General features: G+C 53.7%; 27 protein-coding genes. 21 read left to right on the top strand and 6 right to left on the bottom strand.

What is annotated here, in order from left to right:
* On the top strand, window positions 1-1,527 hold a 1,527-nt coding region (locus AC2FF7_RS19575; protein ID WP_496906192.1), incomplete at its 5' end, for a CLIPPER-2 domain-containing protein.
* A gap of 775 nt (window positions 1,528-2,302) precedes the next feature.
* Here the strand turns inward: AC2FF7_RS19575 and AC2FF7_RS19570 are convergent.
* Window positions 2,303-3,745: an RES family NAD+ phosphorylase gene (locus tag AC2FF7_RS19570; RefSeq protein WP_496906191.1), complete on the bottom strand. Its 1,443-nt coding sequence runs from the start codon at window positions 3,743-3,745 to the stop codon at window positions 2,303-2,305.
* Window positions 3,746-4,496: 751 nt separating this feature from the next.
* On the opposite strand from AC2FF7_RS19570, the gene AC2FF7_RS19565 reads away from it, so the two are divergent.
* From AC2FF7_RS19565 to AC2FF7_RS19540, 6 genes are all read left to right on the top strand, one after another.
* A complete protein-coding gene (locus tag AC2FF7_RS19565) occupies window positions 4,497-5,159 on the top strand; it encodes a Crp/Fnr family transcriptional regulator (RefSeq protein WP_170353178.1) in 663 nt (220 codons plus the stop codon).
* Window positions 5,160-5,244: 85 nt separating this feature from the next.
* Complete coding sequence (locus AC2FF7_RS19560) at window positions 5,245-5,676, top strand: YeeE/YedE family protein (protein ID WP_496906190.1); 432 nt, start codon at window positions 5,245-5,247, stop codon at window positions 5,674-5,676.
* 4 nt (window positions 5,677-5,680) lie between these two features.
* Complete coding sequence (locus tag AC2FF7_RS19555; RefSeq protein WP_496906193.1) at window positions 5,681-6,109, top strand: DUF6691 family protein; 429 nt, start codon at window positions 5,681-5,683, stop codon at window positions 6,107-6,109.
* 36 nt (window positions 6,110-6,145) lie between these two features.
* The gene (locus AC2FF7_RS19550; protein ID WP_353392627.1) at window positions 6,146-7,027 is read left to right on the top strand and encodes an MBL fold metallo-hydrolase; all 882 of its coding nucleotides are present in this window, start codon (window positions 6,146-6,148) and stop codon (window positions 7,025-7,027) included.
* Window positions 7,028-7,046: 19 nt separating this feature from the next.
* Complete coding sequence (locus tag AC2FF7_RS19545) at window positions 7,047-7,385, top strand: protein tyrosine phosphatase family protein (RefSeq protein ID WP_170353174.1); 339 nt, start codon at window positions 7,047-7,049, stop codon at window positions 7,383-7,385.
* Window positions 7,386-7,397: 12 nt separating this feature from the next.
* Window positions 7,398-9,116 carry a SulP family inorganic anion transporter gene (locus AC2FF7_RS19540; protein ID WP_170353173.1) on the top strand — a complete coding sequence of 573 codons (1,719 nt, stop codon included), beginning with the start codon at window positions 7,398-7,400 and terminating at the stop codon, window positions 9,114-9,116.
* 185 nt (window positions 9,117-9,301) lie between these two features.
* On the opposite strand, the gene AC2FF7_RS19535 is transcribed toward AC2FF7_RS19540, so the two are convergent.
* From AC2FF7_RS19535 to AC2FF7_RS19525, 3 genes are all read right to left on the bottom strand, one after another.
* Window positions 9,302-10,363 carry a YeeE/YedE family protein gene (locus AC2FF7_RS19535; protein WP_170353172.1) on the bottom strand — a complete coding sequence of 354 codons (1,062 nt, stop codon included), beginning with the start codon at window positions 10,361-10,363 and terminating at the stop codon, window positions 9,302-9,304.
* Between the two features lie 41 nt (window positions 10,364-10,404).
* Window positions 10,405-10,713 carry an ArsR/SmtB family transcription factor gene (locus AC2FF7_RS19530; RefSeq protein WP_058276434.1) on the bottom strand — a complete coding sequence of 103 codons (309 nt, stop codon included), beginning with the start codon at window positions 10,711-10,713 and terminating at the stop codon, window positions 10,405-10,407.
* 100 nt (window positions 10,714-10,813) lie between these two features.
* Complete coding sequence (locus AC2FF7_RS19525) at window positions 10,814-11,119, bottom strand: hypothetical protein (protein WP_331251815.1); 306 nt, start codon at window positions 11,117-11,119, stop codon at window positions 10,814-10,816.
* A 149-nt stretch (window positions 11,120-11,268) separates the two neighbouring features.
* Between AC2FF7_RS19525 and AC2FF7_RS19520 the strand changes: the two genes are divergently transcribed.
* The 14 genes from AC2FF7_RS19520 to AC2FF7_RS19455 all read left to right on the top strand — a co-directional run bounded on the left by AC2FF7_RS19520 (window position 11,269) and on the right by AC2FF7_RS19455 (window position 24,182).
* Complete coding sequence (locus tag AC2FF7_RS19520) at window positions 11,269-12,009, top strand: cytochrome c biogenesis CcdA family protein (RefSeq protein WP_170353920.1); 741 nt, start codon at window positions 11,269-11,271, stop codon at window positions 12,007-12,009.
* 14 nt (window positions 12,010-12,023) lie between these two features.
* Entirely contained in the window at window positions 12,024-12,602 is a 579-nt protein-coding gene (locus AC2FF7_RS19515; protein WP_170353170.1) for a thioredoxin family protein, read from the top strand.
* Between the two features lie 130 nt (window positions 12,603-12,732).
* Complete coding sequence (gene soxX / locus AC2FF7_RS19510; RefSeq protein WP_170353169.1) at window positions 12,733-13,209, top strand: sulfur oxidation c-type cytochrome SoxX; 477 nt, start codon at window positions 12,733-12,735, stop codon at window positions 13,207-13,209.
* A 46-nt stretch (window positions 13,210-13,255) separates the two neighbouring features.
* Window positions 13,256-13,672: a thiosulfate oxidation carrier protein SoxY gene (gene soxY, locus AC2FF7_RS19505; RefSeq protein ID WP_058275041.1), complete on the top strand. Its 417-nt coding sequence runs from the start codon at window positions 13,256-13,258 to the stop codon at window positions 13,670-13,672.
* Window positions 13,673-13,706: 34 nt separating this feature from the next.
* Window positions 13,707-14,036: a thiosulfate oxidation carrier complex protein SoxZ gene (soxZ, locus tag AC2FF7_RS19500; protein ID WP_058275042.1), complete on the top strand. Its 330-nt coding sequence runs from the start codon at window positions 13,707-13,709 to the stop codon at window positions 14,034-14,036.
* Between the two features lie 70 nt (window positions 14,037-14,106).
* Window positions 14,107-14,952 (top strand): sulfur oxidation c-type cytochrome SoxA, encoded by an 846-nt coding sequence (gene soxA, locus AC2FF7_RS19495; RefSeq protein ID WP_170353168.1) that lies wholly within the window; start codon window positions 14,107-14,109, stop codon window positions 14,950-14,952.
* 88 nt (window positions 14,953-15,040) lie between these two features.
* On the top strand, window positions 15,041-16,738 hold the full coding sequence (gene soxB, locus AC2FF7_RS19490) for a thiosulfohydrolase SoxB (RefSeq protein WP_353392629.1): 1,698 nt from the start codon (window positions 15,041-15,043) through the stop codon (window positions 16,736-16,738).
* 24 nt (window positions 16,739-16,762) lie between these two features.
* On the top strand, window positions 16,763-18,025 hold the full coding sequence (gene soxC / locus AC2FF7_RS19485) for a sulfite dehydrogenase (RefSeq protein WP_170353166.1): 1,263 nt from the start codon (window positions 16,763-16,765) through the stop codon (window positions 18,023-18,025).
* The gene (locus AC2FF7_RS19480) at window positions 18,009-19,334 is read left to right on the top strand and encodes a c-type cytochrome (protein WP_170353165.1); all 1,326 of its coding nucleotides are present in this window, start codon (window positions 18,009-18,011) and stop codon (window positions 19,332-19,334) included. The genes soxC and AC2FF7_RS19480 overlap by 17 nt, the downstream gene beginning before the upstream one ends.
* Window positions 19,335-19,336: 2 nt before the next feature.
* A complete protein-coding gene (locus AC2FF7_RS19475; protein ID WP_353392630.1) occupies window positions 19,337-20,044 on the top strand; it encodes a c-type cytochrome in 708 nt (235 codons plus the stop codon).
* A 24-nt stretch (window positions 20,045-20,068) separates the two neighbouring features.
* Complete coding sequence (locus tag AC2FF7_RS19470; protein ID WP_170527764.1) at window positions 20,069-21,331, top strand: FCSD flavin-binding domain-containing protein; 1,263 nt, start codon at window positions 20,069-20,071, stop codon at window positions 21,329-21,331.
* Window positions 21,332-21,411: 80 nt separating this feature from the next.
* Window positions 21,412-21,846, top strand: a complete 435-nt coding sequence (locus tag AC2FF7_RS19465; protein ID WP_058276423.1) for a DUF302 domain-containing protein — start codon at window positions 21,412-21,414, stop codon at window positions 21,844-21,846.
* A gap of 1 nt (window position 21,847) precedes the next feature.
* Window positions 21,848-23,071 carry a 5-aminolevulinate synthase gene (gene hemA, locus AC2FF7_RS19460; RefSeq protein ID WP_353392631.1) on the top strand — a complete coding sequence of 408 codons (1,224 nt, stop codon included), beginning with the start codon at window positions 21,848-21,850 and terminating at the stop codon, window positions 23,069-23,071.
* Between the two features lie 52 nt (window positions 23,072-23,123).
* Window positions 23,124-24,182, top strand: coding sequence for a YeeE/YedE family protein (locus tag AC2FF7_RS19455; protein ID WP_496906189.1), 1,059 nt, complete (start codon window positions 23,124-23,126; stop codon window positions 24,180-24,182).
* 1 nt (window position 24,183) lies between these two features.
* On the opposite strand, the gene AC2FF7_RS19450 is transcribed toward AC2FF7_RS19455, so the two are convergent.
* Entirely contained in the window at window positions 24,184-25,128 is a 945-nt protein-coding gene (locus AC2FF7_RS19450; RefSeq protein WP_496906188.1) for an MBL fold metallo-hydrolase, read from the bottom strand.
* A complete protein-coding gene (locus AC2FF7_RS19445; RefSeq protein WP_353392636.1) occupies window positions 25,128-25,925 on the bottom strand; it encodes an MBL fold metallo-hydrolase in 798 nt (265 codons plus the stop codon). The genes AC2FF7_RS19450 and AC2FF7_RS19445 overlap by 1 nt, the downstream gene beginning before the upstream one ends.
* Window positions 25,926-25,950 lie beyond the last annotated feature (25 nt).

The raw sequence follows: 25,950 nt of genomic DNA, 5'->3' as shown, positions 1-25,950 counted from the left end.
GCGACTGCCGACAGTGCTGAGACGGAGGAAGTGTCGGATTCCGCGCAGCAGCCGATCGCCTACCAGCCTGGGATAGAGATCGAGAAAGAGATTACAAGCGTTGACGACCTGAATGGCAACGGCCTTGTCGACGCGGGTGATCAGATCAATTACAGCATCACGGTCACCAACACGGGCAACGTGACGCTGACGGATGTGGATGTTGAGGACCCGCTTCTGGGGGGTGCTCTGGCCTCTGGCGAGACGATCGCTGTTGGGGGTGAGGAGACCTATACGGGGTCTTACACGATCACGCAGGCCGATGTGGACAGCCAGGGCGATCTTGAGCCCGATGATCTTGGCGGTGACGACGACGATGGCAACATCGACAACACGGCGACTGCCGACAGTGCTGAGACGGAGGAAGTGTCGGATTCCGCGCAGCAGCCGATCGCCTACCAGCCTGGGATAGACCTTGTAAAGCTGGTCGATGTTGGGGATGGAAATGGCTTTCAGGATGCAAATGATCCCGCAGGGCCAGAAGCGCCAGTATCCGATGGGGATGCAACTTTCCGTATTGAGTTAACCAATACAGGGAATGTGACGCTTACTGGCATCACTATTAGCGATTTCGACAGCGCCACTGGAGAGATCGATTTGTCTGGATTTACTCTTATCGAATCCGGCAACCAAGACGGTATTTTGGATGTAGGTGAAAGCGCATATCTGGAATACACATTGCCGCTCGTGGCGGGTCAGCACTTGAATGTAGCTAGCGTTACTACAGACCAAGGCGCCGCTGATGAGGACCCCGCCTATTACTTCGGTCTTGAAAGCGAAGGCCCGGGCGTGCGTACTCCCGGCGGATGGGGAAACAGCTTCAAGCTGCTCAGTTATTGGGATGGTGTGGAAGGTAATGAGATCGAACCGGAAAAAGACGAGTTCCCAGACGGCGAACTAACGTACAACGTTCGCTACGACAGTAACGGAGACGGCGACATAGATGAGAATGACGAAATCTATAATCCAGACAACGACTTGGGTACTGTAGACGCGTTACTAATCGGAGACTACAATAAAAATGGTTATGCCGATGATGGCGAAACCGTAATCTTAATAGATCTCGATGACGCTCTTGATCTTGTCCGGAACGAAGCTGACACTCCGAAGCAAAATAAAATAGATGACGTTGGTCGGCAAGCTGTTGCTACATGGCTGAACTATCTGGCTGGAAATTCAATTACAGATGGCGACGCAGATATTGATAGCGACGACGCAGAGTACTGGATCGATCAAGCTGTGGGATGGCTGCTTGAGCATGGCGACGGAGCTCCAAAGCCCAACGGTGACTCAAAGTTTGATTTGAACGGTCCAATCGTTCGGGCCAGAAGTGAGGCTTGGAAGAGTGAAGGCAAGGATGTTTTGGACGCACTGGATGAATACAACAATGAAGGCACTGTAAACGGTGAAGTTAACGCGTTGGATGCCGATGAGGCAAATTCTACGTCAGCTTCGTTACTTTCTGGTGACCAATTCGACTACTTATGATTGTTCCAACAGAAAGGGTCGTTTATGCGTGGTCATAACCAAGTGGGATGAGGAGAAAAGGCATTCCTCATCTGCCCCAACGTACAATTCATAGGCATTCGGGAGGTCTTTGGGGGGCTACAGTGTCTCGTACGCACCTGCAATAAGGCAAAGTCATCGTAAGTTGGTAGATTGACCAACTGCTGATCGTTCCGTCATGTTCGAACCTGAGGTATTGAAGCGTTAGCTCCAATAATAAGTGAGGTATATTTGGTGGTAAGCACTGTATTGAATTGATTATTATTTATATTTAACAGAAGTTTACAGAAATATATGGTTGCTCCTCGGTCCGCCACTTGCTTCAAATAAATCAACATTTTAGGTCTCTGTGCGCTATCTGTGCGATTTGTTAGCGCACTTGAATCGCCACCGAGTCGCCACGATGTTGGTGATGAATTAATTTGACTGACTCAATAGGCATTGGCTTGCTTTCGCGCTTTGCGCGATCACTCGTGCTCTAAAATAGCGCTAGTCGTGGAATCTGTAGGTCTTGTTCAGGAGTGCAAACAGGCCTTGAAGTACTTCCACAATGTTGTCGAGCCGCTGAGCGGGAGACGCGGCAACCTCTGGTTAGCTTTATTTGTTACACTTGCTAACGTTGCGACAGCTCCGGCAAGACTATTGTTACAATTCGCCTCTTAACCCCGATTTGCAACACCCGCACTTGTCTATTGCGCGCTCCAGTTTGTTTATTCGCATTTTGTTTGCCAATCGATCAACTACCGATCATTCCTAGTTAGAAATCGGATTTGATTTTCTCGAAGCGATGACGCTGCACCGAATGGCTCTGCGTTGCGATCTCTACGGCGTTGACCTCGTGGACCCTTAGCGAAACGACGTCGATCCTAAGCGTCATCTCTCTAGGATCGTCATCAAGCCATTCGACCTGCCAATCATCCCAATCATCCTTTGGAAACTCAAAATGGCCGCCCGTTTCGTCTGCGTCACTCTCCTCAGCATCATCCTCCAAGGGTGGAACCATCTCGCTGACTGAGAAGTCAAGCTCCGGTCCCTCTTCATAAAACGAACTTGTCCGTGCCGAAAGTTCCGTGCCGTGCGGAATTTCAATTTCTTCGCAGCGTGAAGCCTTGTGGAATAGGACAATGTTTACGCCATCTCCACCAACTTGGACGGATGGAAACAGGATACCGTCCAACGGGACTTGTCCTTCGGTAGCCAGGTAGTCGGCAATGGCTTGCGTCGGCAGATACTCCATCTCCTGATCGTCCGGCATTACAGGCCGCGACATCCTACGGCTCAGCGTCCGCAAGAACATCATTCGCCCAAGGCGGTAAGCATAACTGGGATCGAAGATACTTCCAGTTTCAAGGACATCACTCAAGGCGGTGAGATCGAGTAAGCTGAGGGGCCGCGTAATTTCGAAACTGACAAGGGCGACTGAACTTCCGACAGGAGGCCGGACCTCTGCCAACGCAATCCTGGATGAGGTTGCACGATAGAAGACTGATATACCTTTGGCATTCATCCGACCCGAGGCGGCCGCCCAAGCTGGAGGAGCGGACAACTCGAGATCGGGTCGCTTAATGGCCTCCAGCAAGGTGTCTTCTGATTGAAACACACGTCCGCGATAGAGGTGGGTTACAATGGAGTTAGGCCCCGCATCCTCGACAAGCGAGCGCCCGTCCTTGGTTCGCATCTCGTCAATACGATCAAACAACTCACTTAAATGTTTAGCTGCGGTACGGCTGAAAAGGCGCGCCTCAGTCTTGATCTGCTTCTCGAAATTGTCCCATTCGACTTGCCAACGCCCATCAATGGGCATGATTTCTTCATAGTGGGCGTCCGATGAGAAGTTTGCTTCGATCCCCATTTTCGCATCTTCAATGTCGAAATGCCGATGTTCCAGGATGGCTTGCGCGGCGCGAGCTATGTCTTCAGAGACGTCGGCGGCATCCATAATTGCATAGACTGTCCGTTGCACTTCACGTTCCCAATCGTAGTCAAATTCCTTATCCTTGAGCAATGCATACTCGAAGGAATTCGGCTCGCTCGACGTTAGAGAATAGTGAGTTTCGAAAGCTGTTTCGATAAGATTAGCCAGGTGCTTTAGATTGATACAAGCAGTTTTGTCGTCGCAGAACGAGCACTCATTGGCATGGCCTTCATCTTCAACAAGCGAAGACAGATAGGCCTCACCGATGCAGCCAGTGCAAATCATTTTTTTTCAAGTTCTTCGCATTCTTCTTTTGTAATCGTCATTACTTGCTCTCAATCTTTGGAACGGACCAGCTTACAACTTCATGGCTTTACTAAGCCTGTTTGACAGTGTTGGTACAGGGACGTTTGTGGAGCCGGAAACGGAAAGTTTGATTGCGTCCATGATCAACGATCTTATTCGAAAGTCCCCTCGCTTGGGCGTGAAATAGGTCTTTCGCAACCAATCGGCGGCAAAATTGTCGAAACCCGGGGCTCCACGCACCCCCCCGACGCGGATGATCTGCCTGGAAGGACCCAAGCGAACCGATGAAAACTCCGCGTCTTCAGAAATGGCCTTTTACGGTCGTTTTGCGGCAGCGCTGTTGATAGCGGTCCACCGTGGCTGATTTCCCTCAGATCAAAAAATCAGAAATTGGCGGATCGGACAAACGGACACCCCCTAAGGGGTGTGTCCGTGTCCGTCCGATCCCACCACACAAAAGTGGACAGCACAGTGCAATATCGCTTCGCCATAGCTAACCGTTGCAAAGTCGCATAGCAGTCATTCATGACAAGTGCAGCGAATGACTACCTTGAGCCCGAAGCGGCCAAAGCGCTGAGCCGTGCGTTAATGGCAGGTCGGGCGGGTCAATGTTGGGCGATGCTCGGATCTAGCTGGCTACAAAAACGAAGAGAGCCATTGATCCAGATCGCGTGCCACCGCATCTTTGTAGGGAACCAGTGAACCGAACGCACAGAGCATAGGACATAAATTGAAGGGAGATTGGACCGAAAGCTTTCTTGGCACGAGAAATCTACCTCGGCGGGTCAGGGATAAGCTTCTACATGAAGCACGCGTCGTTACATACAAGCAGGGTCAGCAAGTTTTTGGACCCGACAACATCCCAGACAGTCTGATGTTTTTGTATGGCGGCCGCATACGCGTTTCTCAAAGTTCTGATGCCGGGCGAGAAATCGTGCTGTATCGCGTTGAAGCTGGAGAGAGCTGCGTGCTGACCACCGCCTGCATGCTGTCCGAGGAAGCTTATAATGCTGAGGGAATTGCCGAGACCGACGTTACGGCTATCACATTACCTAAAACTTCATTTGATAGGCTGGCTGCTGAAGAAGACAGTTTTCGCGGTTTCGTTTTCTCGGCTTATTCTCGTCGGTTGATTGATCTTTTGCGCGTGGTCGACGATGTCGCCTTTGGCAGAATGGATGTTCGACTGGCAGAGCGCCTTTTGGCGCTAGGAGAAGGCCATTCCGAAATCCAGGCGACGCATCAGGCTTTAGCAAACGAGTTAGGGACAGCGCGTGAGGTCGTTTCACGCATACTGAATGATTTTCAAAAGCGAGGACTTATCCTTCAGACGAGGGGGCGGATCACCCTCCAGAACAAACCTCAATTAGAGCGTTTGGCGAACAGCGCATGAATTCTTTGCGTTAAGTGACATTGTCACTGAAAAGTAAGGTGCCGGCCGGTAATCAGGTTGCAACATGAACAACCGGAGACGCCTGATGGAAACCGCGTTTACGCCGATCGCCTCATTTGGAGGGGGGCTCGCAATTGGACTTGGATCCGTGCTTTTGATGCTCGGACTGGGACGGATCATGGGTGCAACGGGCATATTGTCTGGCTTGGCATTCCCAGAAAACCGCGAGGAATTCGCCTGGCGAACAGCCTTGGTTGTGGGAATGATGCTCGCACCGGGCCTGATCTATGCTGCGACCGGTGCAATGCCTGAACTTACGGTACCTGTCAGCCCGATTATGATCGTGATCGGCGGTTTGATCGTCGGTCTGGGCGCCAGTCTCGGATCTGGCTGCACGTCAGGGCATGGAGTTTGCGGACTATCTCGGCTGTCTGTTCGCTCTTTGGTGGCAGTGCCGACCTTCATGGTCACAACTGCAATCACAGTCTTCCTGATCCGTCATGTCTTTGGAGTATAAAGCAATGAAACTTGTTTTTGCTTTGTTTGCTGGCCTGATCTTTGGCGTTGGTATCGCTGTTTCGGGCATGATGGATCCGGCCAAAGTTTTGAATTTCTTCGATATTGCCGGGACGTGGGATCCTAGCCTCGCCTTTGTTATGGGTGGTGCGCTTCTGGTCACTTTCTTCGGCTACAGACTTGCCTGGCGGCAAACAACGCCGCTCTTTGGCGGGCGTTTTCAGATTCCAAGCGCGACGGCCGTAGACAAGCGACTGGTTGGTGGTTCTGCTCTCTTTGGCGTCGGTTGGGGAATTGCAGGCTTCTGCCCCGGCGCTGCTATACCGGCACTTGGCACCGGGCGTTGGGAAGTCGCTCTCTTTCTGGTTGCCGTTCTTGCCGGGTTTGTACTGCTCAGGCTCCTTTTCGCGCGTCCTGTTAAGTCGGCGGCGTAATCACCCTTTGCCTCAAACTCTCAGGAGTAAAGTTAGATGACGTATCACTCGAACATAAACATCAAGCCGGACGTTCAGGCCTTCTTCGATGAGGCAACGAACACCATCAGCTATATTGTAAAGGATCCAACCTCGAACTCATGTGCCATTGTCGACAGCGTAATGGACATTGATTACGCTGCCGGGCGCATCACTTACGATCACGCAGACGAGCTCATCCGCCAGATCGTAAGCCAAGATCTGAATTTGGAATGGATCATTGAGACCCATGTTCACGCCGATCATTTGAGTGCGGCGCCGTATATCCAAGAAAAGCTTGGGGGAAAAATCGGCATTGGTTCAAAGATCATGATCGTGCAGGACACGTTTGGAAAGGTCTTCAACGAAGGTACCGAGTTCCAGCGTGATGGCAGCCAGTTCGATCAGCTTTTCGAAGACGGCGATGCGTACATGGTTGGCAATATGCAGGTGTTTACAATGTACACCCCCGGCCATACGCCGGCTTGCATGGTACATGTTGCAGGGGATGCGGCTTTTGTGGGCGATACTTTGTTCATGCCGGATGGGGGATCAGCGCGCGCAGATTTTCCAGGAGGCGATGCAGCAACGCTTTACGACAGCATTCAAAAAGTCCTGAGCTTGCCGGACGAAACACGACTTTTCATGTGTCATGACTACGGACCAAACGGGCGGGACATTGCCTGGGAAACAACTGTCGGCGATGAGAAAGCCCACAACATCCACGTTGGCGGTGGCAAATCAAAAGAAGAGTTCGTCAAGTTCCGCACAGAACGAGATGCTCAGCTGGCAATGCCGAAGCTGATCATCCCATCACTTCAGGTAAATATGCGTGCGGGTGAGGTGCCAACGGACGTAGACGGCAACCCCATGCTCAAGATCCCGGTCGACAAACTCTGATTTTGAAAGGATGAGAGCGATGGAAATCACCCAAGTTTCCGACGACTTCAGTACTTGCGGCCAATTAGAGACCGATGACTTTGCGGAAGTCAAAACGCTTGGATTTCGGTCGTTAATCTGTGTCCGTCCTGACGGCGAAGAAAAGGGTCAGCCTACCTTCGGCGAGATCCAAGACTGCGCCAAGGCTCAAGGTCTTCAAGCTCGCTATGTGCCGGTCAAACACTCCGGCGCAACAGAAGCGAACCACATTGAGTTTTCTAAGGCGTTGGCAGAGCTGCCTGAGCCTGTCCTTGGCTACTGCCGAAGCGGTCAGCGCGCTGCAGCGCTGTGGCGCGCACTACGAGGCACTGCGGCGTAGCGGGAGGTAACGATGCGGGCGAATCAATATCTGCCGGTTCTGAGTTGGGCTCGCAGCTATGGACGGGCGGAGCTCTCTAACGATCTGATGGCGGCGGTGATCGTCACCATCATGCTGATACCCCAATCCTTGGCCTACGCGCTCTTGGCTGGGTTGCCACCGGAAGCGGGGCTGTACGCATCCATCGCGCCAATTCTGCTTTACGCAATATTTGGAACCAGTCGCGCCTTAGCCGTTGGCCCGGTTGCCGTTGTCTCACTGTTAACAGCGTCAGCGGTCGGTCAGGTTGCTGAGCAAGGCACGGCAGGCTACGCGGTTGCGGCACTAACCCTCGCATTTCTTTCTGGCGGTTTCCTGTTGCTTTTGGGGTTCTTGCGGCTAGGCTTCCTGGCTAATTTTTTGAGCCACCCGGTGATTGCGGGTTTTATCACAGCATCCGGGATCTTGATCGCCGCCAGCCAACTCAAGCACATTTTGGGTGTCAATGCTCACGGACATACAGTGTTCGAGATACTAGCATCGATTGCTGCGCATTTGCATGAGGTGAATTGGGTTACGCTTGTTATCGGTCTCAGTGCGACGGCCTTCCTTTTTGGGGCCCGCCGTTGGTTAAAACCCGGATTATTTAGGCTAGGCGCCCCGGCGGCGCTTGCCGATATTCTGACGAAGGCGGGACCTGTTGCCGCCGTAGTTGCTACTACGGTTGCGGTTTGGGCATTGGATCTTGTCGAAATGGGTGTGGAAATCGTTGGGGAAGTCCCGCAAAGCCTGCCGCCGCTTACTTTGCCAGGATTTGCGCCCGATTTGCTTGCAGCGCTGTTGGTTCCGGCGATTCTGATTTCAGTGATTGGCTTTGTCGAATCCGTCTCAGTCGCGCAAACTTTGGCAGCCAAGAAACGTCAACGGATTGATCCGGACCAGGAACTCATTGGACTGGGCGCAGCAAATATAGGCGCAGCGTTCACCGGAGGTTACCCGGTCACGGGGGGATTTGCGCGATCAGTCGTCAATTTCGATGCTGGCGCGGAAACTCCTGCTGCTGGCGCCTATACTGCTCTTGGCCTCGCGATCGCCGCCTTGGCGTTGACACCATTGGTGTACTTTCTGCCAAACGCTACGTTGGCCGCCACAATCATTGTGGCGGTTCTGAGCCTCGTGGATTTTTCAATATTACGCAGAACATGGGACTATTCCCGTGCGGACTTCATCGCGGTATCTTCAACGGTTTTGCTGACGCTCGGTCTGGGTGTCGAAGTCGGCGTCGCGTCTGGAGTAGCGATTTCAATACTTTTGCATTTGTACAAGACGTCTCGACCGCATGTTGCGGAAGTGGGCCGCGTGCCAGGGACAGAGCACTTTCGAAATGTCCTGCGCCACGATGTCGAAACCGCACCTACGGTGTTGACGCTGCGCATCGACGAAAGCCTTTACTTTGTAAACGCTGGCTTTCTGGAAGAACTGATCCTAAGTCGCCTTGCCGAACGGACTAAGGTCAAACATGTTGTTTTGATGTTCTCCGCCGTTAACGAACTGGACTACTCAGCGCTGGAAACTCTCGAGGCGATCAATCACCGCCTCAAAGAGCTTGGTGTTGGCCTACATCTGTCCGAAGTTAAGGGGCCTGTCATGGACAGACTCAAACGGTCTCATCTTGTCGACAGTCTGAACGGCAGGGTTTTCTTGTCCCAGAACGATGCGTGGACAACGCTCATTGCAGAAGCGTGCGAGTGACTAAGATCAGCTTGGTTTGTGAACGTGATCAGAACGCGCGCTTTGGTCCGCATTGCGGACGTATGAGCGTATTTGATTAATGAACGCCTCGTTCCCATATGTGCCATCAATGGCAATCGCTTTCTGAATAAAAGAGAACCGCCGAAACGGTCCTTCACTCGTGAATTCTCGTTTGAACTGTGACCTCAACGCTCAGTTATGAAGGACAGTCCAGACACGAGTTGTTTCAAGCCAAGCGCGGCACCGGCGAATATGGCAGCGAATGTTACAGGCGCGCTGTAGGCCAATAGTGAGAAGGCAGATATACCTTGTCCGACGCTGCAACCGACCGCGATGATCGCGCCTGGCCCCATAATCGCCGCGCCGAGCATTTGACGCTTTAGTTCACGTGGATCCTCGCATGCTTCCCATCGGAAATGACCTTTGGACCAGGACCCCAAAAATGCACCAATGAGAACGCCGGAGACTGATCCGACCGCAAAGGACAAAGTGTTTCCGGAGGCTGTCATAAGATAGAATATTGTGTCGCCAACGGGTGCAGCGAAAGTATGGGTTTGAACCGGTTCACCATCGAAACCGTGCGTCGCAACCCAATTCGTGCCGAGCCACCCTGATACGATCGCCAGCCCAACTACCGATCCCCAAAATACCTGTGCGGGAGCGCGGCGGAAACGCCGGTTTGCCAAGGCGAAAATCACCAACGCAATGCCGATGACAGCGCCAATGAGCCAAGCTGGGATAGAGGTCAGTTGTTCGGCAAGGAAGCTAATGCTCTGAGGGCCTTCAAGATCCATTTCCTCGGGGAAGACCCATACGCGCAAATATGCAAGGGGCCCGGACATGACAACGTAAGCAGAAAGACCCATAATCAAAACGATGACGAATGATCGAAGGTCGCCGCCTCCAAGCCTTGCCAGCGCGCCATAGCCACAGTTTCCGCTGATGGCCATTCCGTAACCGAACATGAGACCACCTATTATCGACCCAAGTGGGTTCCAGGTCTGTGCAAGATACCGTGTTCCAAGAGGGTCCAGCCAACCTAAAGTCATAGCTAAGTGGCTGCCGACAATTGCTACGCCAATCGCAATTGCCCACATACGCAGCCGCCGGTCATCATCTGCGTAAAGGTAGTCTTCGATTGCACCCAACGTGCAAAAACGGCCAATGCGTGCGGCCAAGCCCAACACAATGCCACCGATCAAACCGATCAGGGCGACGGCGTTGGCGTCTCCCAATGCTTCAAACATTGCCAGTCTCCTCCCAAAGCTGGCGGGTGTTTTGGCGGCTTCTATTTCTCCCTGCAGAACAGATCGTAAACGACTTCCAGGATCTGTGTCGATCGATCATCCGCCAATCTGTAGTAGATCGTTTTCCCCTCGCGTCGCGTTTTGACCAAGCCCTCAAAGCGTAGGCGAGATAGTTGCTGAGACACGGCGGCCTGGCGTGCCGAGAGCATTTCTTCCATCTGCGCGACAGATTTTTCACCCGAGGACAGATAGCACAATATCATCAAGCGTCCTTCATGGCTGATTGCCTTGAGGAAACTTGACGCCGTCTGAGCATTTTCCATCATTCTGTCCATGTCTTCGGCGCACATGTCCGGGGAGAACACAGGCAGTTTCGAAGATTTGTCCAACAAGATCGCCTCGCTTTCATAGCTTCACGCATTCATAATAGTTTATGTAATGCGCCGCAGTTTATCCAGAGCTCTCAATCGGTACCCCCGCGTCACGCAGCAAAACGCCCAGCAACCCCCAGAAAAAATCTTCGCCGGGATAGCCTTCGATCCGGCCGACCTCTTGGCCATCGTCCAGCAGAACAAAGGTTGGCGTGTAGTAGAGAGGCCGCTCCAATGCGATGCCTTCAGGCACGGCCGCGTGGATATCGATGCGTTGAAGTGGAGCGGCATGTCCTTCCGGTGTCTTGGGGTAGATCTCCGAGATGTCGGTGTCCCAGCGTGCGCACCACATACACCCATCTTCTTCCGCCATCAGAAGAGTCATTTCTGCCCGTGAAACCACGGGAGAAACAAAAAACGTAATTGCACTCAAGAGTAGAATTAGGTGGCGCATCTCAAGCTCCAATTGACCACAGTGATATATCTTTATTATTTTGAATGTGTGAATGATAGCGCGCCAGGACGGGTTTGACCATGCTCGACATTACATTTGCGGGAGCTTTAGTCGCAGGGCTATTGTCGTTCCTGTCGCCCTGCATCCTACCTATAGTACCGTTTTATCTCAGCTACCTGGCCGGCGTCGGTATTGATCAGATATCTGCGGGTTCTACAATTCCCGGCGGCGTTCGTCGCAAGGCAACGCTTTCTGCGATAGCATTTGCAGCCGGGATCATAACGATCTTCATGGCGCTAGGTGCGACGGCTTCGATATTCGGGCAGCTGGTACGAGAGTATTTCGACATCCTGCGTTGGATCGCTGCGGCCATCATCATTGTGATGGGCATGCATTTCTTGGGGATTATCCGCATCGGGTTCCTGTATCGCCAATTTCGTGCGGATGTTGGTGATACATCAAATGTGAGCCTTGTTGGAGCATATGTTCTTGGATTGGCGTTTGCTTTTGGCTGGACCCCCTGTGTTGGGCCGGTGCTCGCTGCAATCCTGTTCATAGCGGCCGGAACCGAAACGGCCTGGCGTGGAGCGGTGCTTCTATTCGTCTACGGTGTTGGAATGACCGCACCGTTTGTTCTGGCGGCCTTCCTGGTCCGCCCCTTCATGCAGTGGATGGCACGGTTCAGAAAGCACTTGCCCCTCATCGAAATGGCAATGGGTGGCTTTCTGGTGCTCTTCGGCATCCTCATCGCAACCAACTCCATCAATCACATCGCACAATGGATGCTCGACCATATGCCTTGGCTTGCAGCCATTGGATAACTCGGGAGGAAGACATGAATCGAGTTTTGTCATTATTGATCGCTTGTCTGATCGGCGGGGCAGTTTCCGCCGCTGAACTGGGCGACGACGGTTTGCATAAAACTCCGTGGATGCGAGACACCTTCAAAGACCTTCGTGAGGATCTTGAAGAGGCGTCAAGCGAAGACAAGCGGTTGGTTTTATTTATTGAGCAACAAGGCTGCATCTATTGCAAGAAAATGCATGAAGAAGTGTTCCCCCAGCCTGACCTTGCAGCGTTCATCGAAGAGAATTTCTTTGTCGTCCAACTGGATTTGCATGGCAGCACCACGGCCATCGACTTTGACGGTGAAGAGAATGAGCAAAGAGCGCTGATGCGAAAATGGGGGATTCTGTTCACCCCGACGCTCGTATTCCTGCCGGAAGAGGTGCCAGAGGACGCTACAGCCATCGATGCTGCGGTCGCTGTTATGCCCGGAGCGTTCTCAAAAGGAACAACCTTAGACCTTTTCACCTGGGTCGAGGAAAAACGATATGAGCTTGAAAATGGTGAAGATTTCCAACGCTATCATGCGCGGCGCATTCAAGAGCGAAACAATGTTTCTCAGGATTGAACGCTGCCATTATAAATAAAAAAATTCATTATTATGAATTTAATGTTGCGACAAGCGGTACTCGTCGACTACGGTACACAAGGCTTTGGGTCGCAAGGCGCCGTCGGCGCGTTAGCAAATGGGAGGGATCATGAAGCTGAGACTCTTAACATTGGTCTGCGCAATGACAGGCGTTGCCGCAATTGCGGCAGAAACAGACCCGCAAGACGTAACCTATGACGACTATGGTGCCATTGAGGCTTCGTTGACCGGTGCTGCTGGCGACGCGGCGAATGGCGCGCTTATCGTTGGGGACAAGTCAAAAGGCAACTGCGTTGCGTGCCACGCGGTTTCGGCTTTGGCTGACATCCCGTTCCATGGCGAAGTTGGTCCGATGCTGGATGGCGCCGGTGATCGTTGGACCGAAGCAGAACTTCGCGGATTGGTCGCAAATGCCAAGATGACGTTCGAAGGTACGGTGATGCCTGCGTTCTACAAGGATGACGGTTATATCCGCCCGGGCGACGCCTATACCGGAAAAGCCCCAACCGCGCCTTTGACGTCGATCCTGACAGCACAAGAAATTGAGGACGTGGTCGCGTTTCTTGCGACCCTGAAAGAAGAATAGCTGCGCTTTCAGGCGCAGATTTTCGAAGAATCAAAGGAGATTGAAAATGGAACTCTCTCGCCGCGAGACACTGGCCCTTGGGCTGGGCGCCGCGTTCCTGACAATTATGCCGCTTCGGGCAAATGCAGCTGCTGAAGATGCCATTGCGGCATTTACAGGCGGGGCAGATGTGGCTGATGGCGGTGTTACGTTGACTGCACCGGAAATCGCAGAAAACGGAAATACTGTACCTATCGAAGTGAGTGCCCCGGGTGCCGCTGCAATTCTGATCGTGGCTGCAGGCAACCCCGAACCGGGCGTCGCGACATTCAATTTCGGCCCATTGGCGGCTGAACAAGCCGCATCAACCCGCATCCGTCTTGCCGGAACGCAGGACGTCATTGCCGTGGCGAAGATGGCAGATGGCAGCTTTGCCAAAGCGTCCGCGACCGTAAAAGTGACAATCGGCGGCTGCGGCGGCTGATCGCCACGCGCCCTGAAGAACAGGAGATTAACCAATGGCATCCGGTGTAAAACCCCGCGTCAAGGTTCCAAAGTCAGCCGCTGCTGGTGAAACCATAACGATCAAGACACTGATCAGCCACAAGATGGAAAGCGGCCAGCGTAAGGATAAAGAAGGCAATGTCATCCCGCGCTCGATCATCAACCGTTTCACCTGCGAGTTTAACGGAGAAATGGTGGTTGATGTGACTATGGAGCCGGCGATTTCAACCAATCCGTACTTCCAGTTCGAAGCGACCGTGCCTGAAGCCGGCGAGTTTGTTTTCACTTGGTACGATGACGATGGTTCTGTCTACGACGAGAAAAAAACGATCGAGATCGCCTGACGGCTCGACCACTAAGGACGGTCAGCGCTGGTCGTGAACTCTGGCGCTGGTCCACCAAGGGAGGAACGCAATGAATACCAAGGCAATAATGGCGATCGCGGCAGTTCTGGTTTTCCCAGTGGCAGCAATGGCCGGACCGGACGAAGAGAATCTTGTGATCAATGATGAGTTGGACATGACTTCGGTCACTGAAGCTCCGGCACATCTGGAAAATTTGGACACGATCTACTCGGGTTGGCATTTTCGCACAGATGAAACGCAAGCACTTCAAATTGATGACTTCGACAATCCTGCAATGATCTTCGTCGATCAGGCCGCCGATCTCTTTGAGACCGTTGATGGTGCCGCTGGCGAGAGCTGTGCCTCATGCCACGATGGGGTGGAAAGCTTCAAGGGATTGCAGGCGTCCATGCCGAAGGTGGATGCCGAAACTGGTAAGTTGGTCGTCATGGAAGATCTGATCAACAAGTGCCGTGCGGACCGCATGGAAGCCGATGCCTGGAAATGGTCCGGGGGCGATATGCAGGGCATGGTCGCTTTGATCGGTCTGCAATCACGCGGGATGCCAATGAATGTCGCGATTGATGGCGATGCCGCCCCATTTTGGGAGCAGGGCAAGGAGATGTATTATACCCGCTATGGTCAGCTGGAGTTGAGCTGTGCCAATTGTCATGAAGACAACTGGGGCAACATGATCCGTGCCGACCACCTGAGCCAAGGTATGATCAACGGGTTCCCGACATATCGTCTGAAACAAGCCAAGCTGATCTCGCGCCACAATCGTTTCCGCGGCTGTATTCGCGATACGCGTGCGGAAACTTTTGCCGAAGGATCGGACGAGTTTCGCGCGCTTGAGCTCTATGTGGCCTCTCGTGGCAACGGACTTTCAGTCGAAACTCCTGCAGTACGGCAATAACGAACGACCCGCGTGGACAGTGTCCTGCGCGGGTTTTTCCAGGAAAATTACATTCACACATTTATATGTGTTATAGGAAAGCTGATAGATGATTTCTCGACGTGACTTCTTGCAGGTTTCAATGGCTGCATCGGCTTTGTATGGGGCGTCCGGGTTTGGCAACTGGGCCAGGCTTGCTGCGCAGCAAAGCCTAACGCAGGATCAACTGCTGGAATTCGAGACCTTCGGCAATATCAGCCTGATCCATGTCACCGACATCCACGCGCAACTCAAGCCGATCTATTTCCGCGAACCCGAGATAAACCTTGGTATTGGCGATGCGCGAGGGCAGATGCCGCATGTCACAGGGGCGGCGTTCCGCAAGGCCTACGGGATCGAAGAGGGAAGCCCGTCGGCCTATGCGCTGACCTACAACGATTTCTCTGCGCTGGCCAAGACCTACGGTCGGGTTGGTGGATTGGACCGGGTCTCAACTGTCATCAACGCCATTCGTGCTGACCGCCCTGATGCCCTTTTATTGGATGGGGGCGATACCTGGCACGGTTCATACACCTGCTATCAGACGGCCGGTCAGGACATGGTCAATGTCATGAACGCGCTGAAACCCGATGCAATGACCTTCCATTGGGAGTTCACGTTGGGCAGCGACAGGGTTAACGAAATCGTCGAAGGTTTGCCCTTTGCGGCCCTTGGGCAGAATATCTTTGATGCTGAATGGGACGAACCCGCTGAACTATTCCAACCCTACAAGTTTTTTGATCGGGGCGGTGCAAAGGTTGCTGTTATCGGGCAAGCGTTTCCTTACATGCCCATCGCGAACCCAGGCTGGATGTTCCCAGAATACTCTTTCGGTATTCGAGATGAAAACATGCAGGCAATGGTGGACGAAGTTCGTGATGCCGGTGCCGATGTCGTTGTCGTCCTCAGCCACAACGGCTTTGACGTGGACAAGAAGATGGCGGGTCGGGTGCAAGGGATCGACGTGATACTCAGCGGTCACACCCATGACGCGCTTCCCGAGCCGGTCCTGGTCGGAAAAACGCATATCATCGCGTCTGGCTCGAACGGCAAATTTGTCAGCCGCGTAGATCTCGACGTGAGGGACGGGCAGATGATGGGGCTGAAGCACAAGCTGATCCCGATCTTCTCTGACGTCATCGCTCCTGATCCTGCGATCACTGCTCTGATAAATGATCAGCGCGCGCCGTACGAGGCTGCGCTGAGTGAGGTGATTGGCAAAACGGATTCGTTGCTCTACCGCCGTGGCAACTTTAACGGCACCTGGGATGACCTGATTTGCGATGCTCTGATCAATGAGCGTGAGGCAGACATCGCGATGTCGCCCGGCGTCCGTTGGGGGCCGTCAATACTGCCTGGGCAGGATATCACGCGCGAGGACATTTGGAACGTCACATCGATGTCGTATCCCAATGCCTATCGCACAGAAATGACGGGCGAATTCATCCATGTGATCCTCGAGGATGTCGGTGACAACCTGTTCAATCCCGACCCCTACTACCAGCAGGGCGGCGATATGGTACGCGTCGGTGGGCTTGGCTACCGCATCGATGTGACCAAACCACAAGGGCAGCGGATCAGCGAAATGACCCTGCTCAAAACGGGTGAAGCGATTGATCCGTCGAAAACCTACGTCGTGGCTGGTTGGGCCAGTGTCAACGAAGGCACCGAGGGTCCGCCGATCTGGGATGTCGTCGAAAACCACATTCGCAACCTTGGCGCCGTCACGGTGCAAGAGAACACCAGCGTCGATGTTGTCGGCGCTTAAGAAACAGATGGAGACCTAAGAGTTATGGATGACGCGTTCAAACCGTCCCGTCGGGCCTTCCTAAAAGGCAGCGCTGCGGTCGCCGCAGGATCAGTTGCGGGTGCGGCAGCGGCAGACACGCCCGACCCACTGATAACAGAGCTTCAGGATTGGGCGTCTTACACGGGTGCCGGTGTTGATGAGTCACCTTATGGCATGCCGATCAGCTTCGAATCTCATGTCGTTCGGCGCAACGTGGAATGGCTGACCGCCTCTCCAATTTCGTCGATCAACTTCACGCCGATCCACGCGCTTGATGGCACTATCACTCCGCAAGGATGCGCCTTTGAGCGTCACCATTCGGGTGCGATCGAGCTGCGCAAAGAGGATTATCGCCTGATGATCAACGGGCTGGTCGATCGCCCGCTTGTGTTTACTTATGAAGACATTGAGCGTTTCCCGCGCGAAAACCATGTGTATTTCTGCGAATGCGCGGCGAACACCGGTATGGAGTGGGCTGGTGCTCAACTCAATGGCGTCCAATTCACGCACGGCATGATTCATAACATGGAATACACCGGCGTTCCTCTGCGCACGCTGTTGCAGGAAGCCGGCGCCGATATCTCACCAGACAAATGGGTCTATGTTGAAGGCGCAGACGCGTCATCAAATGGCCGCTCCATCCCGATGGAAAAAGCACTGGATGACGTGTTGGTGGCTTTCAAGGCAAATGGTGAAGCGCTGCGCATGGAGCATGGATATCCGGTGCGACTGGTTGTGCCTGGCTGGGAAGGCAACATGTGGGTCAAGTGGCTGCGCCGCATTGAGGTCGTCGATATGGCGGTCGAAAGCCGCGAAGAAACATCAAAATACACTGATGTCTACGCTGATGGCACAGCCCAGAAATGGACGTGGGTTATGGATGCAAAGTCCGTCATTACTTCACCCAGCCCGCAAATGCCCATCAAACACGGACCGGGACCATTGGTCATTTCCGGGCTTGCTTGGTCAGGCCACGGGCAAATTACGCGGGTGGATGTGTCCAAGGACGGTGGGATCACCTGGGAGACGGCGCGTCTTGGCAAGCAGGGCGACAGCAAGGCTTTGACGCGTTTCTATCTCGATACGAATTGGGACGGAGCACCAATGTTGTTACAGGCCCGGGCGATAGACGAGACCGGCTATGTGCAGCCAACCAAAGACCAGCTACGCGAAAAGCGCGGAGAAAACGCTGTCTACCACAACAACTGTATCCAAACTTGGTACGTGAGCGCAGAAGGGATCGCTGAGAATGTCGAAGTCTCTTAGTCATGTTTTCCTGCCCGTATTTGGTGGCACAGCCTTGGTGCTTGCGGCAGCGTTGGTATTTGCCAATCGGAACTACGGCCAGTCGAAGATAGACACTTTGGAAACCCGGATAGGTCAGGTTGAAGCGCATGCAGCATCAGCTCTGAAAAACGCGCAAGCGGAGGCCAGTCGAGCGGCTGAACTCGAGACTAAAGTCGAAGAAATCCAAGCGGCCGCCGCGGAACGGGTTGCAAATGGTGCGAACCTAACTGCACCGGCGCCCATTCGCGACGGTACTATTGGGCTTGGACGTCCTGCATTGGAGGAAGAGATCGCTGCCTGGGACGTTGACATCTTGCCCGACGGGCGTGGCTTGCCGGTTGGATCAGGCGATGTCTGGACCGGAGAAGAAGTGTTTGTCGACCGGTGTGCGTCCTGTCACGGCGAGTTTGCCGAAGGCGCCGACAATTGGCCTGTTCTGGCCGGTGGATTCGACACGCTTGCCGACGAGGATCCTGTAAAAACCGTCGGGTCTTATTGGCCGCATTTGTCGACCGCTTGGGACTATATTTCCCGCTCAATGCCATTTGGTGAAGCGGGTACGCTGACGGCGGATGAGACCTACGCAATCGTCGCCTACATTCTATATTCCAATGACCTGGTGGATGACGATTTCGTTCTCAGCAATGACAACTTCGCCGAATTCGAGATGCACAACAAGGATGGGTTTGTCGTCGATACGCGACCTGAGACTGAGTACGCAAAATGGCGAAAAGAACCCTGTATGGAGAACTGCAAAACAGAAGCCGGTGTTACTATGCGCTCTGTATTTCTGGTTGAGACGCCACCAGAAGGCGGTTCGAATTCGGTCATGAACGAAGCCAGCGCGGACGAGTTGCCGACGTTCACGGTGGAAGGGCCCTCGTTCATTCCGGCCGCAGCGCCAAAGCCTGAGGAAGAAGCCGCCGCAACACCGGCTGTTCAAGAAACCGACGAGGCTGACCAGACTACGGAACTGTTCGCAGCCGGTGAGAAGGTCTTCAAGAAATGTAAATCCTGCCATCAGGTTGGTGACGGTGCAAAGGACAGTACGGGTCCGGCGCTGAACGGGGTTATAGGGGCCAACGCAGGGTCGGCTGAAGAGTTCAAATACTCCAAAGCTATGAAAACGGCTGCCGAGGCTGGCCTTGTTTGGACCGAAGAAGAAATGGCGGCCTTTCTGGCAAAACCCAAGGAGTACATGAAGGGCACACGCATGTCCTTTGCAGGGCTTAAGAAACCAGACGATATAGAAGCCGTGATCGTTTACCTCAAGTCGTTCGGAAGCTGATCATGCGCTGGTCGAACGTTTTGAAGTGCGCAGCGGTCGTGGTTGCTTTCGGCCCATCCACCCACGCCACCGAAGACCTCGGCGACGCCGAAGCTGGGAAAAAAGTGTTCGCCAAATGCAAAGGTTGCCATCAGGTTGGCGAAGGAGCAGAGAACAAAATAGGCCCGCATCTAAACGGTGTTTTTGGTCGGAAAGCTGCAGGTCTCGAGGGGTTCAATTATTCCAAGAGTCTTGTTCGCGCGGGTAACTCGGGTCTGGAATGGCACGCTGACACTCTGTCCGCCTACATCGAAAACCCTCGTGCTTTTGCGTCAGGCACGAGGATGAGTTTTCGCGGATTGAAAGACCCGGAAGACCGAGCCAACGTGATCGCGTATTTGCGGGGGTTTTCAGACAATCCCCGAGATATCCCGGAAGCGGATCCAACCGCGAAAGGCACGGATCATTCGATCGATCCTGCGATCCTAGCGATACAAGGAGATCCTGAGTACGGCGCATATCTCAGCAGCGAATGTACAACATGCCACCAGATTGAGGGAGGCGATGAGGGCATTCCTTCGATTGTGTACTGGCCTGACGAAGACTTCGTGGTCGCCATGCACGCTTACAAGGACAAACAGCGGCCACATCCGGTCATGCAAATGATCGCTGGACGACTGAACAATGACGAGATCGCGGCATTGGCCGCCTACTTCAATAATCCAGAATGAAAGTGCCTAAGGGGAGGAAACGCGATGACACTCAATAGACGAGTATTTCTTGGAGCCGCAGGGGTAGTGGCCGCCGGGCTATCCGCTCCGATGGTGCTGGCTCAAGGCAAGCCCCGTGTAGTGGTTGTTGGTGGCGGTGCAGGCGGTGCAACTGCCGCGCGGTACATTGCAAAGGACAGCAAAGGTGAGATTGACGTGACGCTGATTGAGCCGTCTCGGACTTACTATACCTGTTTCTTCTCAAACCTTTATTTGGGAGGTTTTCAGGAGCTATCGGACATCGCCCACAGCTACGGCACGCTTGCCGCGAACTACGGTATCAACGTCGTGCATGATTGGGCCACTGGGGTCGACCGCGACGCAAAGACGGTGTCCTTGGCAGGTGGTGGGTCAGTTCCTTATGACAAACTGATCCTCAGCCCGGGTATCGACTTTGTTGATGGCGCGGTCGAGGGCTGGGACCTATCGGCCCAAAACAAGATGCCACATGCGTACAAGGCTGGTTCTCAGACTGAGCTTTTGAAAGCGCAGATCATGGCGATGCCCGAAGGCGGTACCTTCGCGATGGTCGCTCCTCCTAACCCGTACCGTTGCCCGCCCGGGCCGTATGAACGGGTTTCGATGGTGGCGCACGTGCTGAAGGCAAACAACCCAACAGCAAAGATCATTGTCGCCGATCCGAAGCCGAAATTCTCGAAAATGGCTTTGTTCCAAGAAGGCTGGGGAAACAATTACGAAGGAATGGTCGACTGGATCGGCGAAGATTTCGGTGGCGGCAATGTATCCGTGAGTCCGGATGCAATGACGGTGACCATCGACGGCGAAGAGACAAAGGTCGATGTCTGCAATGTGATCCCAGCGATGAAAGCCGGTCGAATTGCGGAAATGGCGGGAGTAACCGACGGCAACTGGGCACCAGTAAACGCTGCGGACATGTCCTCCAAAGCCGATCCGGATATCTACGTTCTTGGTGATGCCAGCCAGCAGGGTGACATGCCGAAATCCGGTTTTTCGGCAAACAGTCAGGCAAAGGTCTGTGCGAATGCGGTACGAGGTGCGTTGACCGGGTCTAAAGTATTCCCGGCCAAATTCTCGAACACATGCTGGTCGCTGATCGATACCGATGATGGCGTTAAGGTTGGCGCAACCTATGAGGCGACGCCAGAAAAGATCGCGAAAGTCGATGGCTTTATCAGTCAAACCGGTGAAGATGCCGATTTGAGAAAAGCGACTTACGAAGAGTCACTGGGTTGGTACGCCGGTATCACGTCGGACATGTTTGGTTGAGGCAATTGGGGGCTTTGACCAGTGTCAAAGACCCCGATGATCAATCTGAGAAAATGCGGTTCAGGAGGAGGACTAAAAACATGAAACACTTTATCGCCGCAGCCGCGTTTTCCACTGTTCTGGCGAGCCAAGGGCTTGCAGAAGAGATCATCACTATCCCCTTCGACGGCAGTTTTGATGATGCAACGTTCGCCGTCGAGTCCGCTATTGTGGGACAGGGACTGGTCATCGACTATGTAAGCCACGTCGGCGACATGTTGAATCGAACAGGCGCTGATGTCGGCAGCGACAAACAGATATTTGCAGCTGCAGACATCTTCATCTTCTGCTCGGCAAAAATCTCGCGTGAAGTGATGGAAGCAGACCCGATGAATATTGGCTTCTGCCCCTATGGGATTTTTGTAGCCGAAGGCGACGATGGCGTGATGGTTGGATACCGAAGCTATCCTGATGGACCAATGCAAAAGGTTCAGGCCCTGCTGTCCGGGATCGTAGAAGAAGCCGTTGGGAACTGAAATGAACTATCAGCAGTTTTTTCGTGGTCAACTCGACCAGCTTAAGGAGGAAGGGAACTACCGGGTCTTTGCGGATCTCGAAAGGCAGCGTGGCGCGTTCCCGACAGCGCGTAGCTACGCGGAAAATAGCCCCGAGAAAGTCACGGTTTGGTGCTCAAATGATTATCTGGGGATGGGTCAGCACCCCAGTGTTATTGCAGCAATGCACAAGGTGATCGATGAGGTTGGTGCCGGAGCGGGAGGAACGCGGAATATCTCTGGAACGACCCACCAGCATGTTTTGCTGGAGCAAGAGCTTGCTGACTTGCACGGCCAGGACGCTGCGCTGTTGTTTACGTCCGGTTACGTCTCGAACTGGGCTGCCCTGGGAACATTGGCGTCTCGCATTCCGGGCATCACAGTCTTATCCGACGAGTTAAACCATGCCTCGATGATCGAAGGAATTCGCCACAGTCGTTGCCAAAAGCGTATCTGGAAACACAATGATTTAGCCGACCTTGAAAGGCACCTTGCTGAACTCCCTGCCAATGCACCGAAGCTCATTGCGTTTGAGAGCGTCTATTCCATGGATGGCGATATTGCACCAATTGCCGAGATCTGTGATCTGGCGGATCGCTATGGCGCGATGACCTATTTGGATGAGGTTCACGCGGTGGGGCTTTATGGGCCACGCGGCGGAGGCATTGCCGAACGCGAGGGCCTGATGGATCGGCTAACCGTAATTGAGGGGACATTGGGCAAAGCATTCGGCGTAGTTGGTGGATACATCGCGGCGTCGAAAGAACTTGTCGACTTTGTGCGATCCTTCGCCAGCGGGTTTATCTTTACCACTGCATTGCCTCCAGCCATGGCCGCAGGAGCTGCTGCTTCGGTTCGGCACCTGAAGCAAAGTAATTCGGAACGACATCTACACCAGCAGCGCGTGCGCGAGGTGCGAGACAGGCTGGACGATCTGGGCATTCCGCATACACCGAACCCAAGTCACATAATTCCGGTCATGGTCGGCGATCCGGTCAAGTGTCGCTTCATCTCTGACGTGCTGATGCGTGACTATGGAATTTATATCCAGCCGATCAATTATCCAACCGTCCCCAAGGGAACGGAACGTCTACGGATTACACCTTCCCCAGTGCATTCCACCGACGACGTGGATCGACTGGTGTCTGCCTTGGGTGAGCTATGGACACAATGCCAATTGGCGCGCAGACCAATGGCCGCTCAATAACAACTTGACCGAAGACAAGGACGCGCAAGCAACCAAGTGAGAGTCTCTGTTGATGGAAAGACTCATCGATTTGTTGGGAGACCCTGGCGCTTTGGCATTTGCCGGTGCGCTTGTCGGTATCTTGTTCGGCGTGACGGCCCAGAAGTCTCACTTTTGTTTGAGAGCGTCGACCATCGAAGTCGCCAAAGGCGAGCTTGGTCCTCGCCTGGCTGTCTGGCTAATCGCCTTCACCGCAACGCTCACCTTAGTGCAGGCGTTTGTCGCGTTTGAGTGGTTAGACCTTTCCGAGACACGCGCGATTGCGTCGACGGGCAGCCTCAGCGGCGCAATACTTGGCGGAGCGATGTTTGGCGTTGGTATGGTTCTGGCGCGTGGGTGTGCATCTCGCCTGTTGGTATTGGCCTCCTGCGGTAATCTGCGCGCCCTGATTACGGGATTGGTTTTAACCTTAGTGGCTCAGGCTGCTTACACGGGCGTTCTTAGTCCCGCCCGCGAATTGCTTTCCGGGATCTGGACTGTCTCAGGAGGCGCCTCGAGAGATCTTTCAGAAATACTTGGATTTTCGCCAGTGGCTTTTACAGCCGTTGCAGTGTTGGGATTGGTGTCGGCAATTGCATTCGCATTCCACCGGAGAGTCGCGCCAATCAGGATCGTAACAGCTGCAGGAGTTGGCGTGGCGGTGGCGCTTGGCTGGTTAATGACATTTGCCATCGCGCAAGCATCATTTGAAGTCGTGCCTGTTTCGTCAGTCACGTTCACCGGACCGGCTACGGATACACTGATGGCGTTGGTTGCCGAGCGAAACGTCGTGTTGTCCTTCGGTATCGGCCTAGTTCCAGGCGTAGCAATTGGTGCCGCAGGCTCGGCCCTAACTGCAGGGGAGTGGAAGATCGAACGTTTTGGCCCGGATACTCCGATGGAGCGCTACCTTGTTGGAGCTGTCCTCATGGGGTTTGGAGCCATGCTGGCCGGAGGTTGCGCAGTGGGTGCAGGGCTTTCAGGAGGGTCCGCCCTGTCATTGACGGCGTGGCTTGCCATTTTCTTCATGTGGGTTGGAGCGATCAGCGCGCATAGGTTAATGCGCCGATTTCCTGTTCCTCAAACGTCCTGAGTTATTCGAATTCCATCTGCTCAAATACCCGCCCGGCATTTTTTGTCGCCAGTTCCTCAAACGTGTCCAAATGGGCATACGGTGACTGATCGACATAGTAAGCCTCTGCCAGATCGCCGCCGGCATCCATGTGCTCTTGGATCTTGCCGCGCAGATAGACCAGGTAGTCGCGTGTATAACGGCGCACCTGATCCATGTTCGTCGGATGACCATGTCCGGGGATGACATATTTGGCTCCCAAAGCTTCGAACTCGTTGTCCCATGTTTCAAGCCAATCCGCTGTATAGGTCTCTTGAAAGATCGGCAGCATTCGCTCGTGAAACGCCATATCACCCGCTATAACAAGGCTTTGGTTCGGCAGCCAAATCGAGATATCGCCGGGACTATGGGCCGGCCCGAGATATTTGGCCTCAATCCGGAAATCACCCATTTCAACCACGTATTCATCCTCGAATGTCTCGGTTGGGCTTGCCAGGAAGGTTCTTTCCGCCTTGTCCTGGTTGTACCGCTGCATTCCTTCAAGGATCTGTGGGCCGTATTCCTCGAATTCAGCCGCAGCATCCGAATGGGCGATGATCGGAATACCCAGCTCTGACCAGTAGGCGTTGCCAAGCATCGCGTGCCCCTGACCATTCTCGTTGAAGACAAACTTAACCGGCTGATCCGTGATTGCCTGAATTTCCTGGTGAAGCGCTTCGGCAAGCACATAAGCCGCGCCGCCGTTTATGACGATCACGCCATCTCCGGTAACTATGAAGCTGAGGTTGTTGTTGTGACCAGAGTTCTCGTAGGTCGGCGGGGCGGTTGCGCCAATGGCGGAATAGACCCCGGGGATGTACTCGACCGGTTTGGAATACAGCACACTTTGCGGGTATTGGTCTGCAATATCCTCGCTTGCCCAAGCTGGTGTGGCTAGGGTCAAGAAAATCGCCAGCGATCGCATCATTATTGTTCTCCAATGAACTTATAAGCAGACCCAGTCTTCTCGATCCGGCCGATTCCACCATTCGGCAAGTGGAAACCAATTATTTTCATTTGCTCGTGTGCAATCTGATCCAGCAGTGAATTCCGAGTTGCTGCCGCCGCTTGCGGATCCTGATCCGTGCCGCTGTGCCAGTCGGGGCGTTCAAAAGCTACGTGTGGATTTCCCAGCGCGTCGCCGACAATCATCACGGATTCACCGCCGCTGCGAATTTCAAACGCCATGTGGCCGGGAGTGTGTCCAAAGCTCGCGCGTGCGGCAATACCGGGAAGGATCTCTTGCCCGTCGTCAAAGAACGCGACCTGATCCTCAATTGCTTCCATACGCCGTTTTGCGCCTACTGCGAACGCAGCGCGATCTTCTCCAATTGTATCCACCGTTGAGGGGTTCCACCAATAATCCCACTCACTACGGCCGAAGTGATGCGTGGCGTTGGGGAACAGAAGGTCATCGAAATCATCCAAAACGCCCCAAATGTGATCCGGGTGCGCATGGGTGAAGATCACGTGCGAGATGTCTTCGGGCGACAGGTCGGCTGTTTCAAGAGCCTCCAGAAGCTTACCAGAAGTGGGCATGAAATCTGGCCCAGCTCCCACATCGAACAGCACGGAGTTTTGATCATCTTGATAAAGTGCCACGTTGCACTCTGGCTCGTACTTGGTCGCGTCCACCTTGTAGTTGTCCAAAAGCTGCCTGAGCTCTTCCTTCGGCATGGCGCCAAAGACCATTTCCGAAGGCAATGACAGGTACCCATCTGACATGGTTGTAATCCGAGCCGAAGCACCG

It is taken from the genome of Ruegeria sp. YTSC325, from assembly GCF_059609525.1.
The sequence above is the reverse complement of the archived record's forward strand: the minus strand, read 5'-3'. Positions and strand labels throughout refer to the sequence as shown.

Excerpts from the sequence above, each read along its gene's own strand:
- AC2FF7_RS19470 (WP_170527764.1), top strand. The coding sequence starts at position 20,069 with ATGACACTCAATAGACGAGTATTTCTTGGAGCCGCAGGGGTAGTGGCC.
- AC2FF7_RS19560 (WP_496906190.1), top strand. The coding sequence starts at position 5,245 with ATGGAAACCGCGTTTACGCCGATCGCCTCATTTGGAGGGGGGCTCGCA.
- soxA (WP_170353168.1), top strand. The coding sequence starts at position 14,107 with ATGAATACCAAGGCAATAATGGCGATCGCGGCAGTTCTGGTTTTCCCA.
- AC2FF7_RS19515 (WP_170353170.1), top strand. The coding sequence starts at position 12,024 with ATGAATCGAGTTTTGTCATTATTGATCGCTTGTCTGATCGGCGGGGCA.
- AC2FF7_RS19475 (WP_353392630.1), top strand. The coding sequence starts at position 19,337 with ATGCGCTGGTCGAACGTTTTGAAGTGCGCAGCGGTCGTGGTTGCTTTC.
- AC2FF7_RS19445 (WP_353392636.1), bottom strand. The coding sequence starts at position 25,925 with ATGTCAGATGGGTACCTGTCATTGCCTTCGGAAATGGTCTTTGGCGCC.
- AC2FF7_RS19555 (WP_496906193.1), top strand. The coding sequence starts at position 5,681 with ATGAAACTTGTTTTTGCTTTGTTTGCTGGCCTGATCTTTGGCGTTGGT.
- hemA (WP_353392631.1), top strand. The coding sequence starts at position 21,848 with ATGAACTATCAGCAGTTTTTTCGTGGTCAACTCGACCAGCTTAAGGAG.
- soxY (WP_058275041.1), top strand. The coding sequence starts at position 13,256 with ATGGAACTCTCTCGCCGCGAGACACTGGCCCTTGGGCTGGGCGCCGCG.
- soxB (WP_353392629.1), top strand. The coding sequence starts at position 15,041 with ATGATTTCTCGACGTGACTTCTTGCAGGTTTCAATGGCTGCATCGGCT.
- AC2FF7_RS19545 (WP_170353174.1), top strand. The coding sequence starts at position 7,047 with ATGGAAATCACCCAAGTTTCCGACGACTTCAGTACTTGCGGCCAATTA.
- AC2FF7_RS19530 (WP_058276434.1), bottom strand. The coding sequence starts at position 10,713 with ATGTGCGCCGAAGACATGGACAGAATGATGGAAAATGCTCAGACGGCG.
- AC2FF7_RS19540 (WP_170353173.1), top strand. The coding sequence starts at position 7,398 with ATGCGGGCGAATCAATATCTGCCGGTTCTGAGTTGGGCTCGCAGCTAT.
- soxX (WP_170353169.1), top strand. The coding sequence starts at position 12,733 with ATGAAGCTGAGACTCTTAACATTGGTCTGCGCAATGACAGGCGTTGCC.
- AC2FF7_RS19455 (WP_496906189.1), top strand. The coding sequence starts at position 23,124 with ATGGAAAGACTCATCGATTTGTTGGGAGACCCTGGCGCTTTGGCATTT.
- AC2FF7_RS19550 (WP_353392627.1), top strand. The coding sequence starts at position 6,146 with ATGACGTATCACTCGAACATAAACATCAAGCCGGACGTTCAGGCCTTC.
- AC2FF7_RS19480 (WP_170353165.1), top strand. The coding sequence starts at position 18,009 with ATGTCGAAGTCTCTTAGTCATGTTTTCCTGCCCGTATTTGGTGGCACA.
- AC2FF7_RS19570 (WP_496906191.1), bottom strand. The coding sequence starts at position 3,745 with ATGATTTGCACTGGCTGCATCGGTGAGGCCTATCTGTCTTCGCTTGTT.
- soxZ (WP_058275042.1), top strand. The coding sequence starts at position 13,707 with ATGGCATCCGGTGTAAAACCCCGCGTCAAGGTTCCAAAGTCAGCCGCT.
- AC2FF7_RS19450 (WP_496906188.1), bottom strand. The coding sequence starts at position 25,128 with ATGATGCGATCGCTGGCGATTTTCTTGACCCTAGCCACACCAGCTTGG.
- soxC (WP_170353166.1), top strand. The coding sequence starts at position 16,763 with ATGGATGACGCGTTCAAACCGTCCCGTCGGGCCTTCCTAAAAGGCAGC.
- AC2FF7_RS19520 (WP_170353920.1), top strand. The coding sequence starts at position 11,269 with ATGCTCGACATTACATTTGCGGGAGCTTTAGTCGCAGGGCTATTGTCG.
- AC2FF7_RS19535 (WP_170353172.1), bottom strand. The coding sequence starts at position 10,363 with ATGTTTGAAGCATTGGGAGACGCCAACGCCGTCGCCCTGATCGGTTTG.
- AC2FF7_RS19465 (WP_058276423.1), top strand. The coding sequence starts at position 21,412 with ATGAAACACTTTATCGCCGCAGCCGCGTTTTCCACTGTTCTGGCGAGC.
- AC2FF7_RS19525 (WP_331251815.1), bottom strand. The coding sequence starts at position 11,119 with ATGACTCTTCTGATGGCGGAAGAAGATGGGTGTATGTGGTGCGCACGC.